The organism is Mesorhizobium sp. 131-3-5, assembly GCF_016756575.1.
Taxonomy (GTDB): Bacteria; Pseudomonadota; Alphaproteobacteria; order Rhizobiales; family Rhizobiaceae; genus Mesorhizobium; species Mesorhizobium jarvisii.
In genome coordinates this window covers 6534964-6550403 of record NZ_AP023254.1, presented here as the reverse complement: position 1 = coordinate 6550403, position 15440 = coordinate 6534964, and the positions used below count along the sequence as shown (strand labels likewise).

Annotated in this window: 14 protein-coding genes; 5 read left to right on the top strand and 9 right to left on the bottom strand. The window is 62.7% G+C overall.

The features are described from left to right. Positions 1–24: 24 nt before the first annotated feature. On the bottom strand, positions 25–1020 hold the full coding sequence (gene rhaS / locus JG747_RS32075) for a rhamnose ABC transporter substrate-binding protein (protein WP_010913442.1): 996 nt from the start codon (positions 1018–1020) through the stop codon (positions 25–27). 54 nt (positions 1021–1074) lie between these two features. Next, the gene (locus JG747_RS32070; protein ID WP_010913443.1) at positions 1075–1878 is read right to left on the bottom strand and encodes a DeoR/GlpR family DNA-binding transcription regulator; all 804 of its coding nucleotides are present in this window, start codon (positions 1876–1878) and stop codon (positions 1075–1077) included. Positions 1879–2062: 184 nt separating this feature from the next. On the opposite strand from JG747_RS32070, the gene JG747_RS32065 reads away from it, so the two are divergent. The 3 genes from JG747_RS32065 to ggt all read left to right on the top strand — a co-directional run bounded on the left by JG747_RS32065 (position 2063) and on the right by ggt (position 7396). Beyond that, complete coding sequence (locus JG747_RS32065) at positions 2063–4165, top strand: bifunctional rhamnulose-1-phosphate aldolase/short-chain dehydrogenase (RefSeq protein ID WP_202360875.1); 2103 nt, start codon at positions 2063–2065, stop codon at positions 4163–4165. A 99-nt stretch (positions 4166–4264) separates the two neighbouring features. Next, positions 4265–5557 carry an L-rhamnose catabolism isomerase gene (gene rhaI, locus JG747_RS32060; RefSeq protein ID WP_202360874.1) on the top strand — a complete coding sequence of 431 codons (1293 nt, stop codon included), beginning with the start codon at positions 4265–4267 and terminating at the stop codon, positions 5555–5557. A 99-nt stretch (positions 5558–5656) separates the two neighbouring features. Next, positions 5657–7396 carry a gamma-glutamyltransferase gene (gene ggt, locus JG747_RS32055; protein WP_202360873.1) on the top strand — a complete coding sequence of 580 codons (1740 nt, stop codon included), beginning with the start codon at positions 5657–5659 and terminating at the stop codon, positions 7394–7396. 45 nt (positions 7397–7441) lie between these two features. On the opposite strand, the gene JG747_RS32050 is transcribed toward ggt, so the two are convergent. From JG747_RS32050 to JG747_RS32025, 6 genes are all read right to left on the bottom strand, one after another. Next, entirely contained in the window at positions 7442–7786 is a 345-nt protein-coding gene (locus tag JG747_RS32050) for a hypothetical protein (RefSeq protein WP_010913447.1), read from the bottom strand. Between the two features lie 381 nt (positions 7787–8167). Beyond that, entirely contained in the window at positions 8168–8716 is a 549-nt protein-coding gene (locus tag JG747_RS32045; RefSeq protein WP_236952160.1) for a hypothetical protein, read from the bottom strand. Positions 8717–8934: 218 nt separating this feature from the next. Continuing rightward, positions 8935–9336 (bottom strand): hypothetical protein, encoded by a 402-nt coding sequence (locus JG747_RS32040; protein ID WP_202360872.1) that lies wholly within the window; start codon positions 9334–9336, stop codon positions 8935–8937. 178 nt (positions 9337–9514) lie between these two features. Further along, positions 9515–10339, bottom strand: coding sequence for an alpha/beta hydrolase (locus tag JG747_RS32035; RefSeq protein WP_202360871.1), 825 nt, complete (start codon positions 10337–10339; stop codon positions 9515–9517). Between the two features lie 10 nt (positions 10340–10349). Further along, on the bottom strand, positions 10350–11837 hold the full coding sequence (locus tag JG747_RS32030; RefSeq protein ID WP_202360870.1) for an NAD-dependent succinate-semialdehyde dehydrogenase: 1488 nt from the start codon (positions 11835–11837) through the stop codon (positions 10350–10352). Between the two features lie 16 nt (positions 11838–11853). Then, a complete protein-coding gene (locus JG747_RS32025) occupies positions 11854–13080 on the bottom strand; it encodes an iron-containing alcohol dehydrogenase (protein WP_202360869.1) in 1227 nt (408 codons plus the stop codon). A gap of 203 nt (positions 13081–13283) precedes the next feature. Between JG747_RS32025 and JG747_RS32020 the strand changes: the two genes are divergently transcribed. Together JG747_RS32020 and JG747_RS32015 are read left to right on the top strand one after the other, a co-directional pair. Then, complete coding sequence (locus JG747_RS32020) at positions 13284–13985, top strand: GntR family transcriptional regulator (protein WP_064982370.1); 702 nt, start codon at positions 13284–13286, stop codon at positions 13983–13985. A gap of 201 nt (positions 13986–14186) precedes the next feature. Beyond that, positions 14187–14780 (top strand): DJ-1/PfpI family protein, encoded by a 594-nt coding sequence (locus JG747_RS32015; protein ID WP_202360868.1) that lies wholly within the window; start codon positions 14187–14189, stop codon positions 14778–14780. 425 nt (positions 14781–15205) lie between these two features. Here the strand turns inward: JG747_RS32015 and JG747_RS32010 are convergent, their stop codons facing one another. After that, on the bottom strand, positions 15206–15400 hold the full coding sequence (locus JG747_RS32010) for a hypothetical protein (RefSeq protein WP_167470462.1): 195 nt from the start codon (positions 15398–15400) through the stop codon (positions 15206–15208). Positions 15401–15440 lie beyond the last annotated feature (40 nt).

Sequence of the window (15440 nt, the reverse complement as noted above, 5' to 3'; positions counted from 1 at the left end):
GCGACGGCTTGAAAGGGTCCCAGATCAATAGATCTTGGAGAACTTCTCGATGTTGGTCTTGTCGAACTGGAAGGGCGGAGCCATCGCAGCCGAGTTGCTATCGTCGAGCGTGACCTTGCCGACGCGGCCGATCGACAGCGTCGCACCGGGCTTGGCCTCTTCCTTCTTCACCGCCAGGTCGTGAGCGAGGTAGACGGCGGAGTAGCCGAGGTCGATCGGGTTCCACAGCGCGACCGCCTGGCTGGCGCCGTTGTCGATGAACTTCTTGAACTCGGACGGCAGCGCCAGACCGGTGACATTGACCTTGCCGATCAGCTTCTCGTCGGTGACGACCTGGGCGGCGGCAACAACGCCGACGGTGGTCGGCGCGATGATCGCCTTGAGGTTCGGATAGGACTTCAGCAGGCCCTTGGCTTCATCGGTGCTCTTGGCCGAATCATCGTCGCCATAGACGGTGGCGACGAGCTTGATCTTGGGGAACTTCTCCGGCAGCACCTTCTTGGCCGCGTCGATCCAGGCGTTCTGGTTGGTCGCGGTCGAGGAGGCCGACAGGATGGCGACATCGCCGCCTTCCGGCAGATAGTCGGCGGCAAGCTTGATGATCGTCTCGCCGATCAGGCCGGTGTCGGACGGGTTGAGGTGAAGCTGGCGGCCTTCCTTGGCAACGCCCGAATCCCAGGAGATGACGGTGATGCCGCGCTCCATGGCCTTCTTCAGCACCGGCACCAGCGCGTCCGCGTCATTGGCCGAAATGGCGATGGCGTTGACCTTCTGCGCGATCAGCGAGTTGACCACTTCGATCTGCGCTTCGGCGGTCGCCTTGGTCGGGCCGGTGTAGATGATGTCGACATCGCCGAGTTCCTTGGCCGCCTCTTCGGCGCCCTTGTTGGCGGCGTCGAAGAAGCCGTTGCCGAGCGACTTCACCACCAGTGCGATCTTGACGTTTTCGGCATAGGCGGCATTCACGAACATGGCGGCCGAGAATGCGGCCGTCACCATCAGTTTCTTCAAAAAGCTCATCGCATATCCTCCCTTGAGCGTTGCATTCCATCGCCGCTGCGGGCGTGAGGTGTCTCAGGCCTGCAGTGAAGATTCTTCCTTTGCCGTCTTGCGGGCGACGATCAGTGTCACGCCCGCGGTCTCCAACATCTTGGCTTCGCGATCCTCGATGCCGTCATCGGTGATGACGGTGGCGATGCGCGACAACCCGCACAGGATCAGGCTGGAGCGCTTGCGGAATTTCGAGGAGTCGACCAGCACCACCAGCTCGTCTGCCTGGTCGATCAGCTTCTGCTCCGCCTGGATCAGCAGCGGGTCGCCTTCCATCAGGCCGAGCGGTCCCAGCCCTTGCGCGCCCATGAACATGCGGCGTGCATAGAAATTGCGCGTCACGTCATTGTCGAAGGGTGACAGGATGATGTTCTGCTCGCGATAGATAGTGCCGCCCGACAGCATCACCGTGTTCTTCGAGTGCTTGAGCAGATGCTCGGCGATCGGGAACGAATTGGTGAAGATCGGCATGCGCCGACCGGTCAGAAAATGCACCATCTGGAAGGTGGTGGTGCCGCCATTGATGATGATCGGCTCGCCATCCCCGCACAATTCGACCGCTTCCCGGGCGATCGCCCTCTTCTGCGAAGCGTTGATCGTTTCGTTGACGGAGAAGGGCCGGCCGGCCAGGCCGATGAATTGCGGTGGCGAAATCGCTTCCGCGCCACCGCGCACCCGGCGCAGGCGCTTTTGCACATGCAGAGCCGCGATATCGCGCCGGATCGTCGCCTCCGACGACTCCGTCAGGTCGACCATTTCCTGCACCGTCACCACAGGCTTTTCCTGGACGGCGGACAGAATGATCCTGTGGCGCTCTTTTTCGTGCATGGTTCCTCCCTGCCTGGCCATCTAGGCACTCATAACGAGCAGTGTCAATCATTTCCGATCATATAATTTCATTGTGCAGTGCAATATGATCGATCTTGATCGTTTATGATTGACAAGCGAGATGCTTGCGTAGACATTCCGGGCAAAATGGACTGCGGCTTTTTGCGTTCCAGGGAGGATACCTATGCTCGATAAGCGCTCCGGCTCGCGCCTTGCCAATCTTTGGGATGATGCGAAAACCCAAGGGATGAGCGACCCCGAGCTTCTGGTGTATCGTTCGAACACGCTGGGTTCCGACAAGCGTGTCACCAACTATGGCGGCGGCAACACCTCCTCCAAGATATGGCAGAAGGACCCGCTCAGCGGCGAGACTGTCGAAGTGCTGTGGGTCAAGGGTTCGGGCGGCGACAGCGCCTCGATCAAGCTTGACGGCTTCGCCACGCTCTACATGGACAAATTGCGCGCGCTGAAAGGCCTTTATCGCGGCGTCGAGCATGAGGACGAGATGGTGGGATATCTGCCCCACTGCACGTTCAATCTGAACCCACGCGCGGCCTCGATCGACACGCCGCTGCACGCCTATGTGCCGAAGCCGTTTGTCGACCATATGCATCCCGACGCCATCATCGCCATTGCCGCGGCGAAGGATTCCAAAGCGCTGACCAAGGAGATCTTCGGCGATGCCATCGGCTGGCTGCCGTGGAAGCGGCCGGGCTTCGAGCTTGGCCTGTGGCTGGAGAGGTTCTGCCTCGAACATCCCGCCGCCAAGGGCGTCATCCTCGAAAGCCACGGCCTGTTCACCTGGGGCGACACGCCCAAGGAATGCTACGAGACGACGATCTCGGTGATCAACCAGGCGATCGAGTGGTTCGAGCGCCGCTCCGAGGGCCTCGCCATCTTCGGCGGCGAAGTGGTCAAGTCGCTCGATGCCAAGGAGCGTCGCGCCGTCGCGGCGAAACTGATGCCGAAAATCCGCGGCCTGATCTCGGAAAAGAGCCACAAGCTTGGCCATTTCGACGATTCCGCCGCCGTGCTCGAATTCGTCAACTCTAGGGATTTGCGTCCGCTGGCGGCACTCGGCACCTCTTGCCCGGACCATTTCCTGCGCACCAAGATCCGCCCGCTGGTTATCGAGTTCGATCCGGCAAAACCCGATGTCGATGCCGTCATTGCGCGCCTCGCCGACGACATCGCCGAATACCGCGTCGGCTACCAGGCCTATTACGACAGCTGCAAGCATCCGGATTCGCCCGCCATCCGCGATCCCAATGCCGTGGTCTATTTGATGCCCGGCGTCGGCATGTTCACCTTCGCCGGCGACAAGGCGACGGCGCGAATTTCCGGCGAATTCTACGTCAACGCCATCAATGTCATGCGCGGCGCCTCGACCGTTTCGTCCTATGTCGGCCTGCCCGCCCAGGAAGCCTTCGACATCGAATACTGGCTGCTCGAGGATCTCAAATTGCAGCGCATGCCGAAGCCGAAATCGCTCGCCGGCCAGATCGCGCTGGTCACTGGTGGCGCCGGGGGCATTGGCCGGGCGACCGCAAACCGGCTGCTGCGCGAAGGCGCCTGCGTGGTGCTGGCCGACATCGATGAGGCTGCATTGGCCAGCGCCAATGAGGAACTGGCAAGGGCCCACGGCAAGGATTTCGTCCGCCCGGTGGTGATCAACGTCACCTCGGAAGACCAGGTCGTCTCGGGCTTTGCCGAGACGGCGGTCGAGTTCGGCGGCATCGACATTCTGGTCTCCAACGCGGGTCTCGCCTCCTCGGCGCCGATCGAGGAGACGACGCTGGCGCTGTGGAACAAGAACATGGACATCCTGTCGACAGGCTATTTCCTGGTCTCGCGGGAAGCGTTCCGGCTGTTCCGGGTGCAGAAGATCGGCGGCAATGTCGTCTTCGTCGCCTCCAAGAACGGCCTTGCCGCCTCGCCCAACGCCGCCGCCTACTGCACGGCCAAGGCCGCCGAAATCCATCTCGCCCGGTGTCTCGCGCTGGAAGGCGCGGAAGCCCAGATCAGGGTCAATGTCGTCAATCCGGACGCCGTGCTGCGCGGCTCGAAAATCTGGACCGGCGAGTGGAAGGAACAGCGCGCCGCCGCCTACAAGATGTCCACGGACGACCTCGAAGAGCATTATCGTTCGCGCTCGATGCTGAAGCGCTCGGTCTTCCCGGAAGACATCGCCGAGGCGATCTATTTCTTCGCCTCCGACATGTCGGCCAAATCGACCGGCAACATCATCAACGTCGACGCCGGCAACGCGCAGAGCTTTACGCGCTGATTTGGAGCGCTTCCCTTCTCCCCGTTCACGGGGAGAAGGTGGCCCGAAGGGCCGGATGAGGGGCAGCGCTGACGGAACGCATTTGGGAGGAACCTGAACTTGTCCGAAACCATCATCTCCGCCGACCTCGTCGACAGCCACAACGCCGCCCGTAAGCCCGACCTAGAGCGCGACTACGCCTCCCTTGGGGAACGCTTGGATCGCCGCGGCATCGCCATCGACGCCATCCGCGACAAGGTCGAGAAATTCGCCGTGGCCATCCCCTCATGGGGCGTCGGCACCGGCGGCACGCGCTTTGCCCGCTTTCCCGGCGCTGGCGAGCCGCGCGATATTTTCGACAAGATCGAGGATTGCGCCGTCATCAGCCAGTTGACGCAGGCGACGCCGACCGTCTCCCTGCACATTCCATGGGACAAGGCCGATCCGAACCGGCTGAAGCAGGCGGCCTCGCGCTTCGGCCTCGGCTTCGATGCCATGAACTCCAACACATTCTCCGATGCCAGGGACCAGAAACTCTCTTACAAGTTCGGCTCGCTGTCGCATGCCGACGCAGGCACCCGCCGGCAGGCGGTAGAGCACAATCTCGAATGCATCGAGATCGGCAAGACGCTGGGCTCCAAGGCGCTGACGGTGTGGATCGGTGACGGCTCGAACTTTCCCGGCCAGGTCAATTTCGCCAAAGCCTTCGAGCGCTACCTCGACGCCATGAAGGCGGTTTATGCCGGGCTGCCCGCCGACTGGAAACTGTTCACCGAACACAAGATGTACGAGCCGGCCTTCTATTCCACGGTCGTGCAGGACTGGGGCACCAACTACCTTATCGCCAAGGAATTGGGCGACAGGGCCTTCTGCCTGGTCGACCTCGGCCACCACGCGCCCAACGTCAACATCGAGATGATCGTGTCGCGGCTGATCCAGTTCAAGAAGCTCGGCGGCTTCCACTTCAACGATTCGAAATATGGCGACGACGATCTCGACGCCGGTTCGATCGATCCTTACCGGCTGTTCCTGGTCTTCAACGAACTGGTCGATGCCGAACTGTCCGGCGCCGAGGGTTTCGATCCGGCCCACATGCTCGACCAGAGCCACAACGTCACCGATCCGATTGAAAGCCTGATGCTCTCGGCGGTCGAGGTGCAGCGCGCCTATGCGCAGGCGTTGCTGGTCGACCGCAAGGCGCTCGAAGGTTTTCAGGACGGCAATGACGCGCTGATGGCGACGCAGACGCTGAAGGCGGCCTACCGCACCGATGTCGAGCCGATCCTGGCCATGGCGCGGCTGAAAACCGGGGGCGCCATCGATCCGGTCGCCGCCTACCGGGCAGCGGGCTACCGCGCCAAGGTCGCGGCCGAACGCCCGGCTGTCGCCGGCGGCTCGGGTGGAATTGTCTGACACGCCTGACATCGGAATTGATCCGCCTGGCCCATTGTTGAAGGTGGACTCGGCCGCAGCGACGGGCTCTTCTAGGCGTCCCCGCCAGGAGAACCCGCCATGCACGTCACCCGTCGGATACTGATCGCCGCCAGTCTTTCCATCACCTTTGCCCTCGCACCATTGACCAGCGTCCTTGCGGCGTCGCCGGCGCCGGCCAAGGGCGAGCACGGCATGGTGGTGACGGCCCAGCATCTGGCGTCGGAAGTCGGCGTCGAGGTCCTGAAGAAGGGCGGCAATGCCATCGATGCGGCGGTCGCCGTCGGCTATGCGCTGGCCGTCGTCTACCCCAATGCCGGCAACATTGGCGGCGGTGGCTTCATGACCATCCGTTTCGCCGATGGCAAATCGACCTTCCTCGATTTCCGCGAGCGCGCGCCGTTGGCCGCGACCAAGACCATGTATCTCGACAAGGATGGCAACCCGGTGAAGGGCGCCAGCCTCGACGGCTATCTCGCCGTCGGCGTGCCGGGCTCGGTGGCCGGTTTCGAAATGGCGCGCGAAAAATATGGCACACTCTCAAGACAAGAGCTGATGGCGCCGGCTATTCGCTATGCCAAGGACGGGTTCATTCTCAATCAGGGCGACGCCGCCTCGTTCGCCGACAACGCTGAAAGGTTGGCGAAGGATCCGGCGGCGGCCGCCGCCTTCCTGAAACCCGATGGCAAGCCCTTTGGCATTGGCGAGCGGCTCACCCAACCAGACCTTGCCGCCTCGCTCTCGGCGATATCCGAGAAAGGCCCCGACGCCTTCTACAAGGGCGCCATCGCCGACGCCATCGTCAAGGCGAGTGGCGCCAAGGGCGGCATCCTGGCCAAGCAGGATTTCGAGCAATATGCGGTGCGCGAACTGAAACCGGTCACCTGCTCCTATCGCGGCTATGAGATCACGTCCTCGCCGCCGCCAAGCTCCGGTGGCGTCATCATCTGCGAAATCCTCAACGTGCTGGAAGGCTACCCGCTGTCCTATCTCGGCGCCGGTTCGGCCGAGACCGTGCATGTCATGGTCGAGGCGATGCGCCATGCCTATGTCGACCGCAACTCCGCGCTCGGCGACCCCGATTTCGTCGACAATCCGGTCTCGAAACTGCTGGATAAAGCCTACGCCAAGGACATCCGCGACAAGATCGACCCATTCCGCGCCGGCGTGTCGCAGGACCTGATGCCGAAAGGCTTTGGCGAATCGAAGGAGACGACGCACTATTCCATCATCGACAAGGACGGCAACGCGGTCGCCGTCACCTACACGCTGAACGGCTCCTTCGGCGCCGGCGTCGTCGCCGACGGCACCGGCATCCTGCTCAACAACGAGATGGACGATTTCACCCAGAAGCCGGGCGTCCCTAACCTCTACGGCCTGGTCCAGGGCGAGGCCAATGCCATTCAGCCGAAGAAGACGCCGCTGTCATCGATGAGCCCGACCATCGTGGCCAAGGACGGCAAGCCGTTCATGGTCATCGGCAGCCCCGGCGGCTCGCGCATCATCACCATCACGCTGGAAGCGATCGTCAACGTCATCGACCACGGCATGAACATCCAGGAGGCGATCGACGCGCCGCGCATCCACCATCAATGGCTGCCCGATAAGGTCTATGTCGAGCCGTTCGGCCTGTCGCCGGACACCGAAAGGCTGCTGGCCGGCATGGGCTACCACCTTGATCTCGGCGACCAGACCTGGGGCCAGGCGGCCGGCATTTTGGTCGGCGGCAAAAGCCTCGCGGAAATCGGGAAAGGCGGCGGCGCGCGCTACAATGGCGCCATCGACAGCCGGGCGGCCTCTGGCGAGGCGCTCGGATATTGATGCCGGGGTGGACCCTCGGACAGGGTCGCGGCCCGGCAAGAACCGTCAGGTAACCAGTGTGATGGTCGATGCGATCAGCATCAGGGCGGCGATGCCGACGAACAGCGCGTAGATGCGCGGCCGGTCAAGCAGAAGCGCGTTTCCGGAGATCCAGGCCGATGTGGCGCCACCAAGCGCGAAGAGGAACCCGTTGCGATGGCCGAAGGTCATCGACGCGGCCATCAGCCCGCCGATGATCAGGGCGCCGAACACGATGATCACGGCGACCGCGTATTTCTCGAAATCATTGTTGCCGATCCCTGGTCCGATCGCATTCAGATTGGGCAGGTCGTCCGGATCGAAAGGGTTCGCCGACCCATATTCGTCTTGACCGATCGATTCTCGCATCATTCGTTCTCCGCAGACCGGCAACAAACCATCAACACTTGCCGAGTGCAACCCGATCGCACGTCCCTCTCTGTGTCGACCGTCACCTTCAACACGTTCCGGCGGCGCTTGTCACCGGTTTTCCGGCTGCCTGGGTCGAATGCAACACGTGTCCGCGTTCGGATGGCGCGCCACCATCCTATTCTATTTGGACCGAGTTCGCGGGGAAAAGATGATGCCGAGCGTCAATTTCAGTGCCGCAACGCCCTGCGCGACTGCGGCGGGGAGTCGCAGCGCTGGGCGTGAGGCGAGTAATTTTTGACTGGGAAGGCGTTCGCGGTGCGGGAAAGGAATACCGCCCCTTGCTGAACGCCTGCCTCGGTAGGATGGTGGCACTTCGCGCCCTCATTCCTGCGAAGGGGGGGCGCTCAATCGACGATAGGGCACGCCATCGAAGCTTGCCGTCACAAAATCCGTGACGGACATCTTGCGCTTGCGTCCGTCGCTGCAGGCGTAAACCGGCCAACCGGCATCGCTGCATTCGCTGGCAGCGCAGATACGCGCCAGGCAGTTACCGATCGTCAATCGGAAGCCGCCCTTGCCGGCGAAGCCTTGCAACAAGCTGCCATCCGCCGAGCGCCAGGTCCTCGCACGGAATTCCGCCCGCAAAAGCAATGGTTCGAGAGAGACCGCAAGATTGGTTTCGCCGGCACGTCCTGCGAACTGCAGACGGAAGCGCGCCATTGCAGTCGTGTATGCGGTCACAACATCCGATTCGCGAAGATAGGAGACCGGCAGGTTGGAGCGGTCAAGCAGATGAGACATGCGCTCGCTGGCCTCCACCGGCATCAGCAAGGCAACAAGGATAAAAAGGGCGAAGCAAGCTCGCGACATTTTCCAGCAGCCATATCGATCTCGGCCTGCCGGTTTGGCCCCGGTTGCCCCCAGTAACATCCCGCCAATCGTCGCCCCGTGCAAGCCGCTTGCTGAGGCAGTCCAAGGCGGCCGAGTGTGCAATTCGCACGGCCACCGAGTTAAAGCGCTTGGAGCCGAAGAGGTGACCCGCATCGACGAATCTGCGCGGGCAATGGCGAGGTATACTCGGCGTTTGCGGCAAGGAGGAACACATGCCGCCAGCCAGGGTTCCTTAGCTGGCGCGGGCCGGCGGCAGCTCAAACAGGTTGGCCGCGCTCGACATAGCCGATAATGCCGAACCATCGGGCGACGTCAGGCCCCTGCAGCCAGCTGCGCGAGTGGATGGGAAGGTTGCCGGCGAGCGCCTGGATGTGCCTGATATGCCGCTTGCAGAAGCGCACGGTCGAGCCGCGGAAGAAGTCCTCCTGCGCGGCAAACAGCGTATCGGCGGCGTCGCTGTTCTCATGCCAGGCGATGATCGCCACGGCCTTCTCGCCCTCGACCAGCGCGTGCGCCCGGCCTTCCTTCAGATTCATCATCAGATTGTCGTAGGCGATCTTGCTGTCCTTGCCGGCCGCCGCGTACTCCTCCGACATCCGCTTGGAGAGGCCATGAAACACATCCTCGAGATCCCCGAGCGTTGCTGCGCGTGCTCTCATTTCACCTCCTGCAGCCCCGGCAGGGAGTTTGCCCTAAGGGTGGGGGATCACCAAGCAAATCGAATCCGCTGAATGGCCAATGAGAGCAAAGCTGTTTCGCTCGGCGAGTCGCCTGGTCGCGCAACAGGGCCAAGTCCTGAGGTTGCGGAAAACCGCTCACACTTTTCCTGGAATTGCTCTAGACGAGGGTTGTTTCAATCGTCTGCATCAGGCAATCGCCAGCCTGCGTGCCGACGATGCCCAGATCCCGTACGCTGTTCATATGGTTCCGGTCATTCAGGCGGAGGTCGCGGACACCGTGCCCCTGCGCGCGCAAGAGTGTTCCGAAGTCGGCCGCTTGCTGGTGGAAGGGTTGCGTTTCCTGGTCCCCGACGAGCATGGTCACTGCCGTCTTCGGGTCATGCCGCCGCGTCATTGGCGTGAAGGCAGCTGCCTCCTCGTCGGTGATGCCGATCAACGGCTCGAGGAAGGATCTCTGCAGAGGCTTCAGGTCGTAAAGGCCGCCCAGCAGCAGCGCCGCACGGATGCGTGATGGCATTGGCGTCTTCTCGAACAGGAATGTGGCCAGGTGCGCTCCGGCTGAATGGCCGCTGACGCTTATCCGGGCGGGATCGCCGCCATGGTCGACGATGTTGTCCAGCACCCATTGTTTGGCGCGCCGGACCTGTTCCACGATCGCCGCCATCCTGAACTCGGGCATTAGCGCATAATCGACGATGACGGCGATCGCACCGGCTTTGGTGACTGTGTTCGCCACATAGGAATAGTCGCCCCTTGAAAACATGCGCCAGTAGCCGCCGTGGATGAAAATATGAACCGCAAGATTCTGACGCTCGCCCGGCGGAAAGAACAGGTCGAGCCTCTCGGCCTCGCCGTTGCCGTAGGCGACATCAGCCACCATCGGCAGCGTCGCCCGGGTCGTGGCGCTGCGCGCCATGATATCGGCCACGATGTCGTCAAAGTCGGCAACGTGGTCGCGGGTGCGGAAGGGGTCTTTCTGCATGGATGCCCGATCAGAAGGTAACGGCGATATACTTCGCCTCCATGAACTCGGCGATGCCGTGGTGCTGGCCGCCCTCGCGACCCAGGCCGCTCTGCTTGACGCCACCGAAGGGCGCCGCAGGGTCCGACATCAGCCCCCGATTGAGGCCGATCATGCCGGCCTCGATCCTCGATGCCACCCGCAATCCTCGGCCCACATCGCGCGTATAGATATAGGCGGCAAGGCCGTATTCCGTGTTGTTGGCGTGCGTGATGGCTTCGGCCTCGGTCTCGAATCGCGTGATGGGCGCTACCGGCCCGAAGATCTCCTCATGCGCCATGTCGGCATCGGGCGAAACCTGCGACAGGACCGTCGGCGGATAAAAGAAGCCTTCCTCTTCCGGGATCGAGCCGCCGCAAAGCACCTTGGCTCCCCGTCCCACGGCGTCCCTGACCAGGCGGTCGATCTTGTCGACCGCCTTTCTGGTGATCATCGGCCCGCACTCGGTATCCGCACTCATGCCTGGTCCGACCTTGAGAGCTGCCATGCGCTTGCGAAGGCCGTCGGCGAACGCATCATGAATGCCCGACTGGACATAGATGCGGTTGGCGGCTGTACAGGCTTCGCCGGCATTGCGCATCTTCGCGATCATGGCGCCATCGAGCGCGGCATCGAGGTCGGCATCGTCGAAGACGACGAAGGGTGCATTGCCGCCGAGTTCCATCGAGCAGGAGACTACATGCTTGGCGGCTTCGCCAAGCAAGGTTCGTCCGACGCCCGTCGAGCCGGTGAAAGAGAGCTTCCTGACGCGCGGATCGGCCAGCATGGCCGATGTCAGCGGACCGGGACTGGTCGTGGTGAGCACGTTGACCACGCCGGCCGGAACGCCGGCCTCGCCGTAGAGCGCGGCCAGCGCATAGGCCGTCAGCGGCGTTTCGCTGGCCGGCTTCAGGATCACCGTGCAACCGGCCGCCAATGCCGGCGCGATCTTTCGTGTCGCCATCGCGGCCGGAAAATTCCAGGGCGTGATCAGCACGCAGATGCCGATCGGCTCATAGTCGACCACGATGCGGTTGGTGCCGGATGGCGCGGTGCCGAACTCGCCGGTGATCCGAACCGCTTCTTCCGCGTTCCAGCGGAAGAACTCGGCGGCGTACGCAACCTCGCCGCGCGCGTCGCGCAGAGCCTTGCCGTTTTCGAGCGAGATCAGCATGGCGAGCGTTTCCGACCGCTCGACCATGAGTTCGAAACAGCGCCTGAGGATTTCCGAGCGCTCGCGCGGCGCCGTCTCCCGCCATCCCGTCGCCGCCTTGGCTGCCGCATCGACCGCGGCCAGGGCATCATCGAGCGTCGCGTCGGGGACCGCTGCAATAACAGACCCCGACGAAGGATCGACGACGTCAATGACCCGGCCGTCGGAAGATGGTCGCCATCTGCCGTCGATGTACAGTCCGTGCGAAAAGCCGCGAACATCATAGTCGTCCTGGTCGATCCACAGCGCATTGGGAGGAAGGTTCATGGTCTTGTTCCGTGGATTACATGGCGCAGGCTGCGAGGTCGCCGTCATGGGCGGCCTGGACCAGGCGTCGCATGGCAGTGACATCGAAGGGGCGCGGGTTGTTCTTGATCAGACGGTCGATGCCGAGCGCCTGATCGGCGGTCCAGTCGAGCTTGTCGGCGGGAAGGCCGAGATCGGCCAGCGTCGGTGTGATGCCGATCGCCGTGAATAGCCGCCGGATTTCCCCGATGGTGGCATCCGCCATCTCCTCGGCGCTCCGCCCCTTGGCTTCGAGGCCAAGCGCGGCGCCGATCTCGGCCATCTCGGCGGCGACCACGCGGCTGTTGTAGGTCATGACGTAGGGCATCATCGTCGCCACGCCCAATCCGTGCGCGGTGTGGGTGAGGGCGCCCGCGGGATATTGCACGGCATGCGCCGCCGCCGTGCCGGCGGTGCCGAATGCGCAGCCCGCCGCCAGCGCGCCCATCATCACATCGGCGCGCGCATCGGCATCGGTGCCATCGGTGCAGGCTTTCTCCAGGCTGCGGCCCAGCAGCTTTATGGCCAGCAGGGCGAAATGGTCGGTCAGCGCGGTCTTGCCGATGAAGACATGCTGTTGCGCCAGGCTGGGGTCCTCGCCGCGCCGCTTCGCGGTGAAGGCCTCGATCGCATGGGTCAAGGCATCCGCGCCGGCTATCGCGGTCAGGGCGGGGGGGCATGTCATCGTCAGTTCGGGGTCGCACAAGGCAACCGCGGCGATCAGATAGGGGCTCGATATGCCGACCTTGAGCGTCCGGTCCGGATCGGAGATCACCGCGACGGGCGTCACTTCGGAACCGGTGCCCGCCGTCGTGGGCACGGCGATCAGCGGCAGCGTCGGGCCGGGCACCTTGAACTCCCCATAATACTCCTGAAGTGTGCCGCCATGGCTGAGCAGCAAGTCAGCGCATTTGGCGAAATCGAGGCAGCTGCCGCCGCCGATGCCGAGCACCATCTCGGGCCGGAATTTCTCCGCCTCGTCGACGCAAATGCTGACGCTGTCGCGCGGCACGTCGGGAAGCACGCGGTCATGCACCAGCACCTCGATCGAGGCGGCCTGGAGCGATTTGACGATTTCCGCGAACACCGCCGTGCCGGCGAAACGCTCGTCGGTACAGACCAGGGCGCGCCGGCCGAACCTGCCGGCGACTGTCGGCAGCGCATGGCGCTGGCCTTTCCCGAAAAGGATTTCACGCGGAAGCCGGAGGGCGGCGAAGAGGCTCATGATGATCTTTTGTCCTTTGAAGGCGGCTGAACTGGCTAGGGTTCTCGCTACGGATCCGCCATCTGTCCGCAACCGCGCCAGGACACCCTGTAGCACCCATGCAACGGCCCGACAGACATATCCGCTTTAAAATCGTATAGGATATAGGATTGCATCCGCTGGAGCATCGTGTTAGCAGTCCGCACTGTCAAGAGGCAAAAAAGATGCAGATCGCGAACTCAGCCGACACGACCGAAACGACCGCCGGCGGCGGTCGCATCCAGCGCTCCAACAGCCTGGTCGAGGATGTCTATGAAGCGATCTTCGCGCAGCTGATGGCGCTGAAGATCGCGCCGGGTTCGCGCATCACCGTCGACAGCCTGGTCAAGGAATTCAACGTCTCGCACACGCCGATCCGCGAGGCGCTCGGCCGCCTCGAAGGCGAGGGCCTGGTGCTCAAGACGCACCTGATCGGCTATCGCGCGGCACCGCAAATCACACGGCGCCGCTTCGACGAATTGTACGAGATGCGCCTTCTGCTTGAGCCGCATGCCGCGGCGAAAGCCGCCGCTGCCATGGATGAAGCCAAGCTCAACATTTTGCTGGAAGCAGCCGGTGTGATGTCACGGCGCGAAGGCAAGGACGATCGCCTGCGCTATTCGAATTTCGCCCGGCAGGACGCGATCTTCCACGACAAGATCATGGAGTTTTCGCAAAACGAACTCATTCGGCAGACGCTTAGCCACCAGCATACCCACTTCCATATCTTTCGCCTGATGTATCATGCCCGCGTGACCGAGGAAGCGCTCGACGAACACGAGGCGATCCTCGCCGCATTCGGCGCGGCCGATCCCGACGCCGCTCAAAAGGCGATGCGCGTCCATATCGAGCATTCGCGCGATCGATTGCTTCCGGCCTTCGATTGAGGTCGGAGCCGATGTCCATTGCCGCGAACATCGCCGGAGAGGGAGGAAGCACGCTGCCTACTGGTGGCGTGCCGGGCGCCGTCGAACCGGTGCTGCGCGCCGAGCGCTCATTTCCGGGACCCGCCGTTCTGATCCGATCCGATTTCGAAGACAGGCGAGGCGCGATCCGCACCTCGCCCAGCCCCAACAGGAGGAAGAGCCATGCCAGGCAAGAAAATACTGATGCTGACCGGTGAGTTCACCGAGGAATACGAAATCTTCGTCTATCAGCAGGCGATGGAGGCGGTGGGCCACATGGTTCATGTGGTATGCCCCGACAAGAACGCAGGAGACCTGATCAAGACCTCGCTGCACGACTTCGAGGGCGACCAGACCTACACCGAAAAGCTTGGCCACTATGCGCTGATCAACAAGACGTTTTCGGACGCCGAAAGACAGCTCGACCAGTATCATGCGGTCTACTGCGCAGGCGGCCGCGGGCCGGAATACATTCGTACCGACAAGCGCGTGCAGGCGATCGTGCGCCATTTCCATGAGACCAAAAAGCCGATCTTCACGATTTGCCACGGCGTCCAGATTCTGATCGCGGTCGATGGCGTCGTGCGCGGCAAGAAGGTCGGGGCTCTCGCGGCTTGCGAGCCGGAGGTGACGCTTGCCGGCGGCACTTACATCGACCTGTCTCCCACCGATGCCTATGTGGACGGGACGATGGTGTCCGCCAAGGGTTGGACGGCGCTTGCCGCGTTCATCCGCGAATGCTTGAAGGTGCTGGGAACCGAAATCCGCCACGCTTGACGCCAATGGCCGGCACGCCAGCGCGCCGGCCATTCCCACGGGAAGAGCAGACGCCTTCCCTTGGGAATGGCGTCAAAACGAAGAGTTAGAGCAGGCTGCCGTTTCCGTGAAACCGTGAACGGCGCCAGGATCGGCAACGGCCGCACGGGGCGTGACAAAGGGCCGGCTTGCCGAAGCGAAAGAAGCCGGGGTCAAGTCCGTCCCGGCGCTCGTGATTGACGGCGCCGTCTATCACATCAACCACGGCGCTGACATCTCGATCCTGCGACTGGTGCCGGCGGGATATCGCTTCCCAGTGGCCTCAATTCCGGCGCTGTTTTTGCCGGTATCAGCATTTATAACAGCACAGACTTTTCCGCCGCCAATTTTGGCGCCACTGCGTTCAACCAGTCTCCGCCGTCGGGCTTCTCTGCATGGGGGTAGCTTCAGACCACTCCGGGGTGAAGGATCTGGCCAATGTCGACAGTTGGCGGTCGCGGCTGATCGTGCCCTGTTCCTTTGAGCAACACACTGCCGGCCACCGCGGCAAGGATGGCAAGGCTCGCCAGCACAATGCCAAGCCGATCGCTTTTTGGCGCAGCTTTCACAGCGTGAATCAAGTCTTCGAACGTGTCATCCATCAGCGGATGCTAAACGAGGATCACGCAATAGACCGTTAGC

What these genes read in the sequence shown, in the direction of transcription:
- JG747_RS32070 (WP_010913443.1), bottom strand. Translation starts at nt 1,878, where the DNA reads ATGCACGAAAAAGAGCGCCACAGGATCATTCTGTCCGCCGTCCAGGAA.
- JG747_RS32030 (WP_202360870.1), bottom strand. Translation starts at nt 11,837, where the DNA reads ATGAACCTTCCTCCCAATGCGCTGTGGATCGACCAGGACGACTATGAT.
- JG747_RS32050 (WP_010913447.1), bottom strand. Translation starts at nt 7,786, where the DNA reads ATGATGCGAGAATCGATCGGTCAAGACGAATATGGGTCGGCGAACCCT.
- rhaS (WP_010913442.1), bottom strand. Translation starts at nt 1,020, where the DNA reads ATGAGCTTTTTGAAGAAACTGATGGTGACGGCCGCATTCTCGGCCGCC.
- JG747_RS32025 (WP_202360869.1), bottom strand. Translation starts at nt 13,080, where the DNA reads ATGAGCCTCTTCGCCGCCCTCCGGCTTCCGCGTGAAATCCTTTTCGGG.
- JG747_RS32015 (WP_202360868.1), top strand. Translation starts at nt 14,187, where the DNA reads ATGCCAGGCAAGAAAATACTGATGCTGACCGGTGAGTTCACCGAGGAA.
- JG747_RS32040 (WP_202360872.1), bottom strand. Translation starts at nt 9,336, where the DNA reads ATGAGAGCACGCGCAGCAACGCTCGGGGATCTCGAGGATGTGTTTCAT.
- JG747_RS32010 (WP_167470462.1), bottom strand. Translation starts at nt 15,400, where the DNA reads ATGGATGACACGTTCGAAGACTTGATTCACGCTGTGAAAGCTGCGCCA.
- JG747_RS32020 (WP_064982370.1), top strand. Translation starts at nt 13,284, where the DNA reads ATGCAGATCGCGAACTCAGCCGACACGACCGAAACGACCGCCGGCGGC.
- JG747_RS32065 (WP_202360875.1), top strand. Translation starts at nt 2,063, where the DNA reads ATGCTCGATAAGCGCTCCGGCTCGCGCCTTGCCAATCTTTGGGATGAT.
- JG747_RS32045 (WP_236952160.1), bottom strand. Translation starts at nt 8,716, where the DNA reads ATGTTACTGGGGGCAACCGGGGCCAAACCGGCAGGCCGAGATCGATAT.
- ggt (WP_202360873.1), top strand. Translation starts at nt 5,657, where the DNA reads ATGCACGTCACCCGTCGGATACTGATCGCCGCCAGTCTTTCCATCACC.
- JG747_RS32035 (WP_202360871.1), bottom strand. Translation starts at nt 10,339, where the DNA reads ATGCAGAAAGACCCCTTCCGCACCCGCGACCACGTTGCCGACTTTGAC.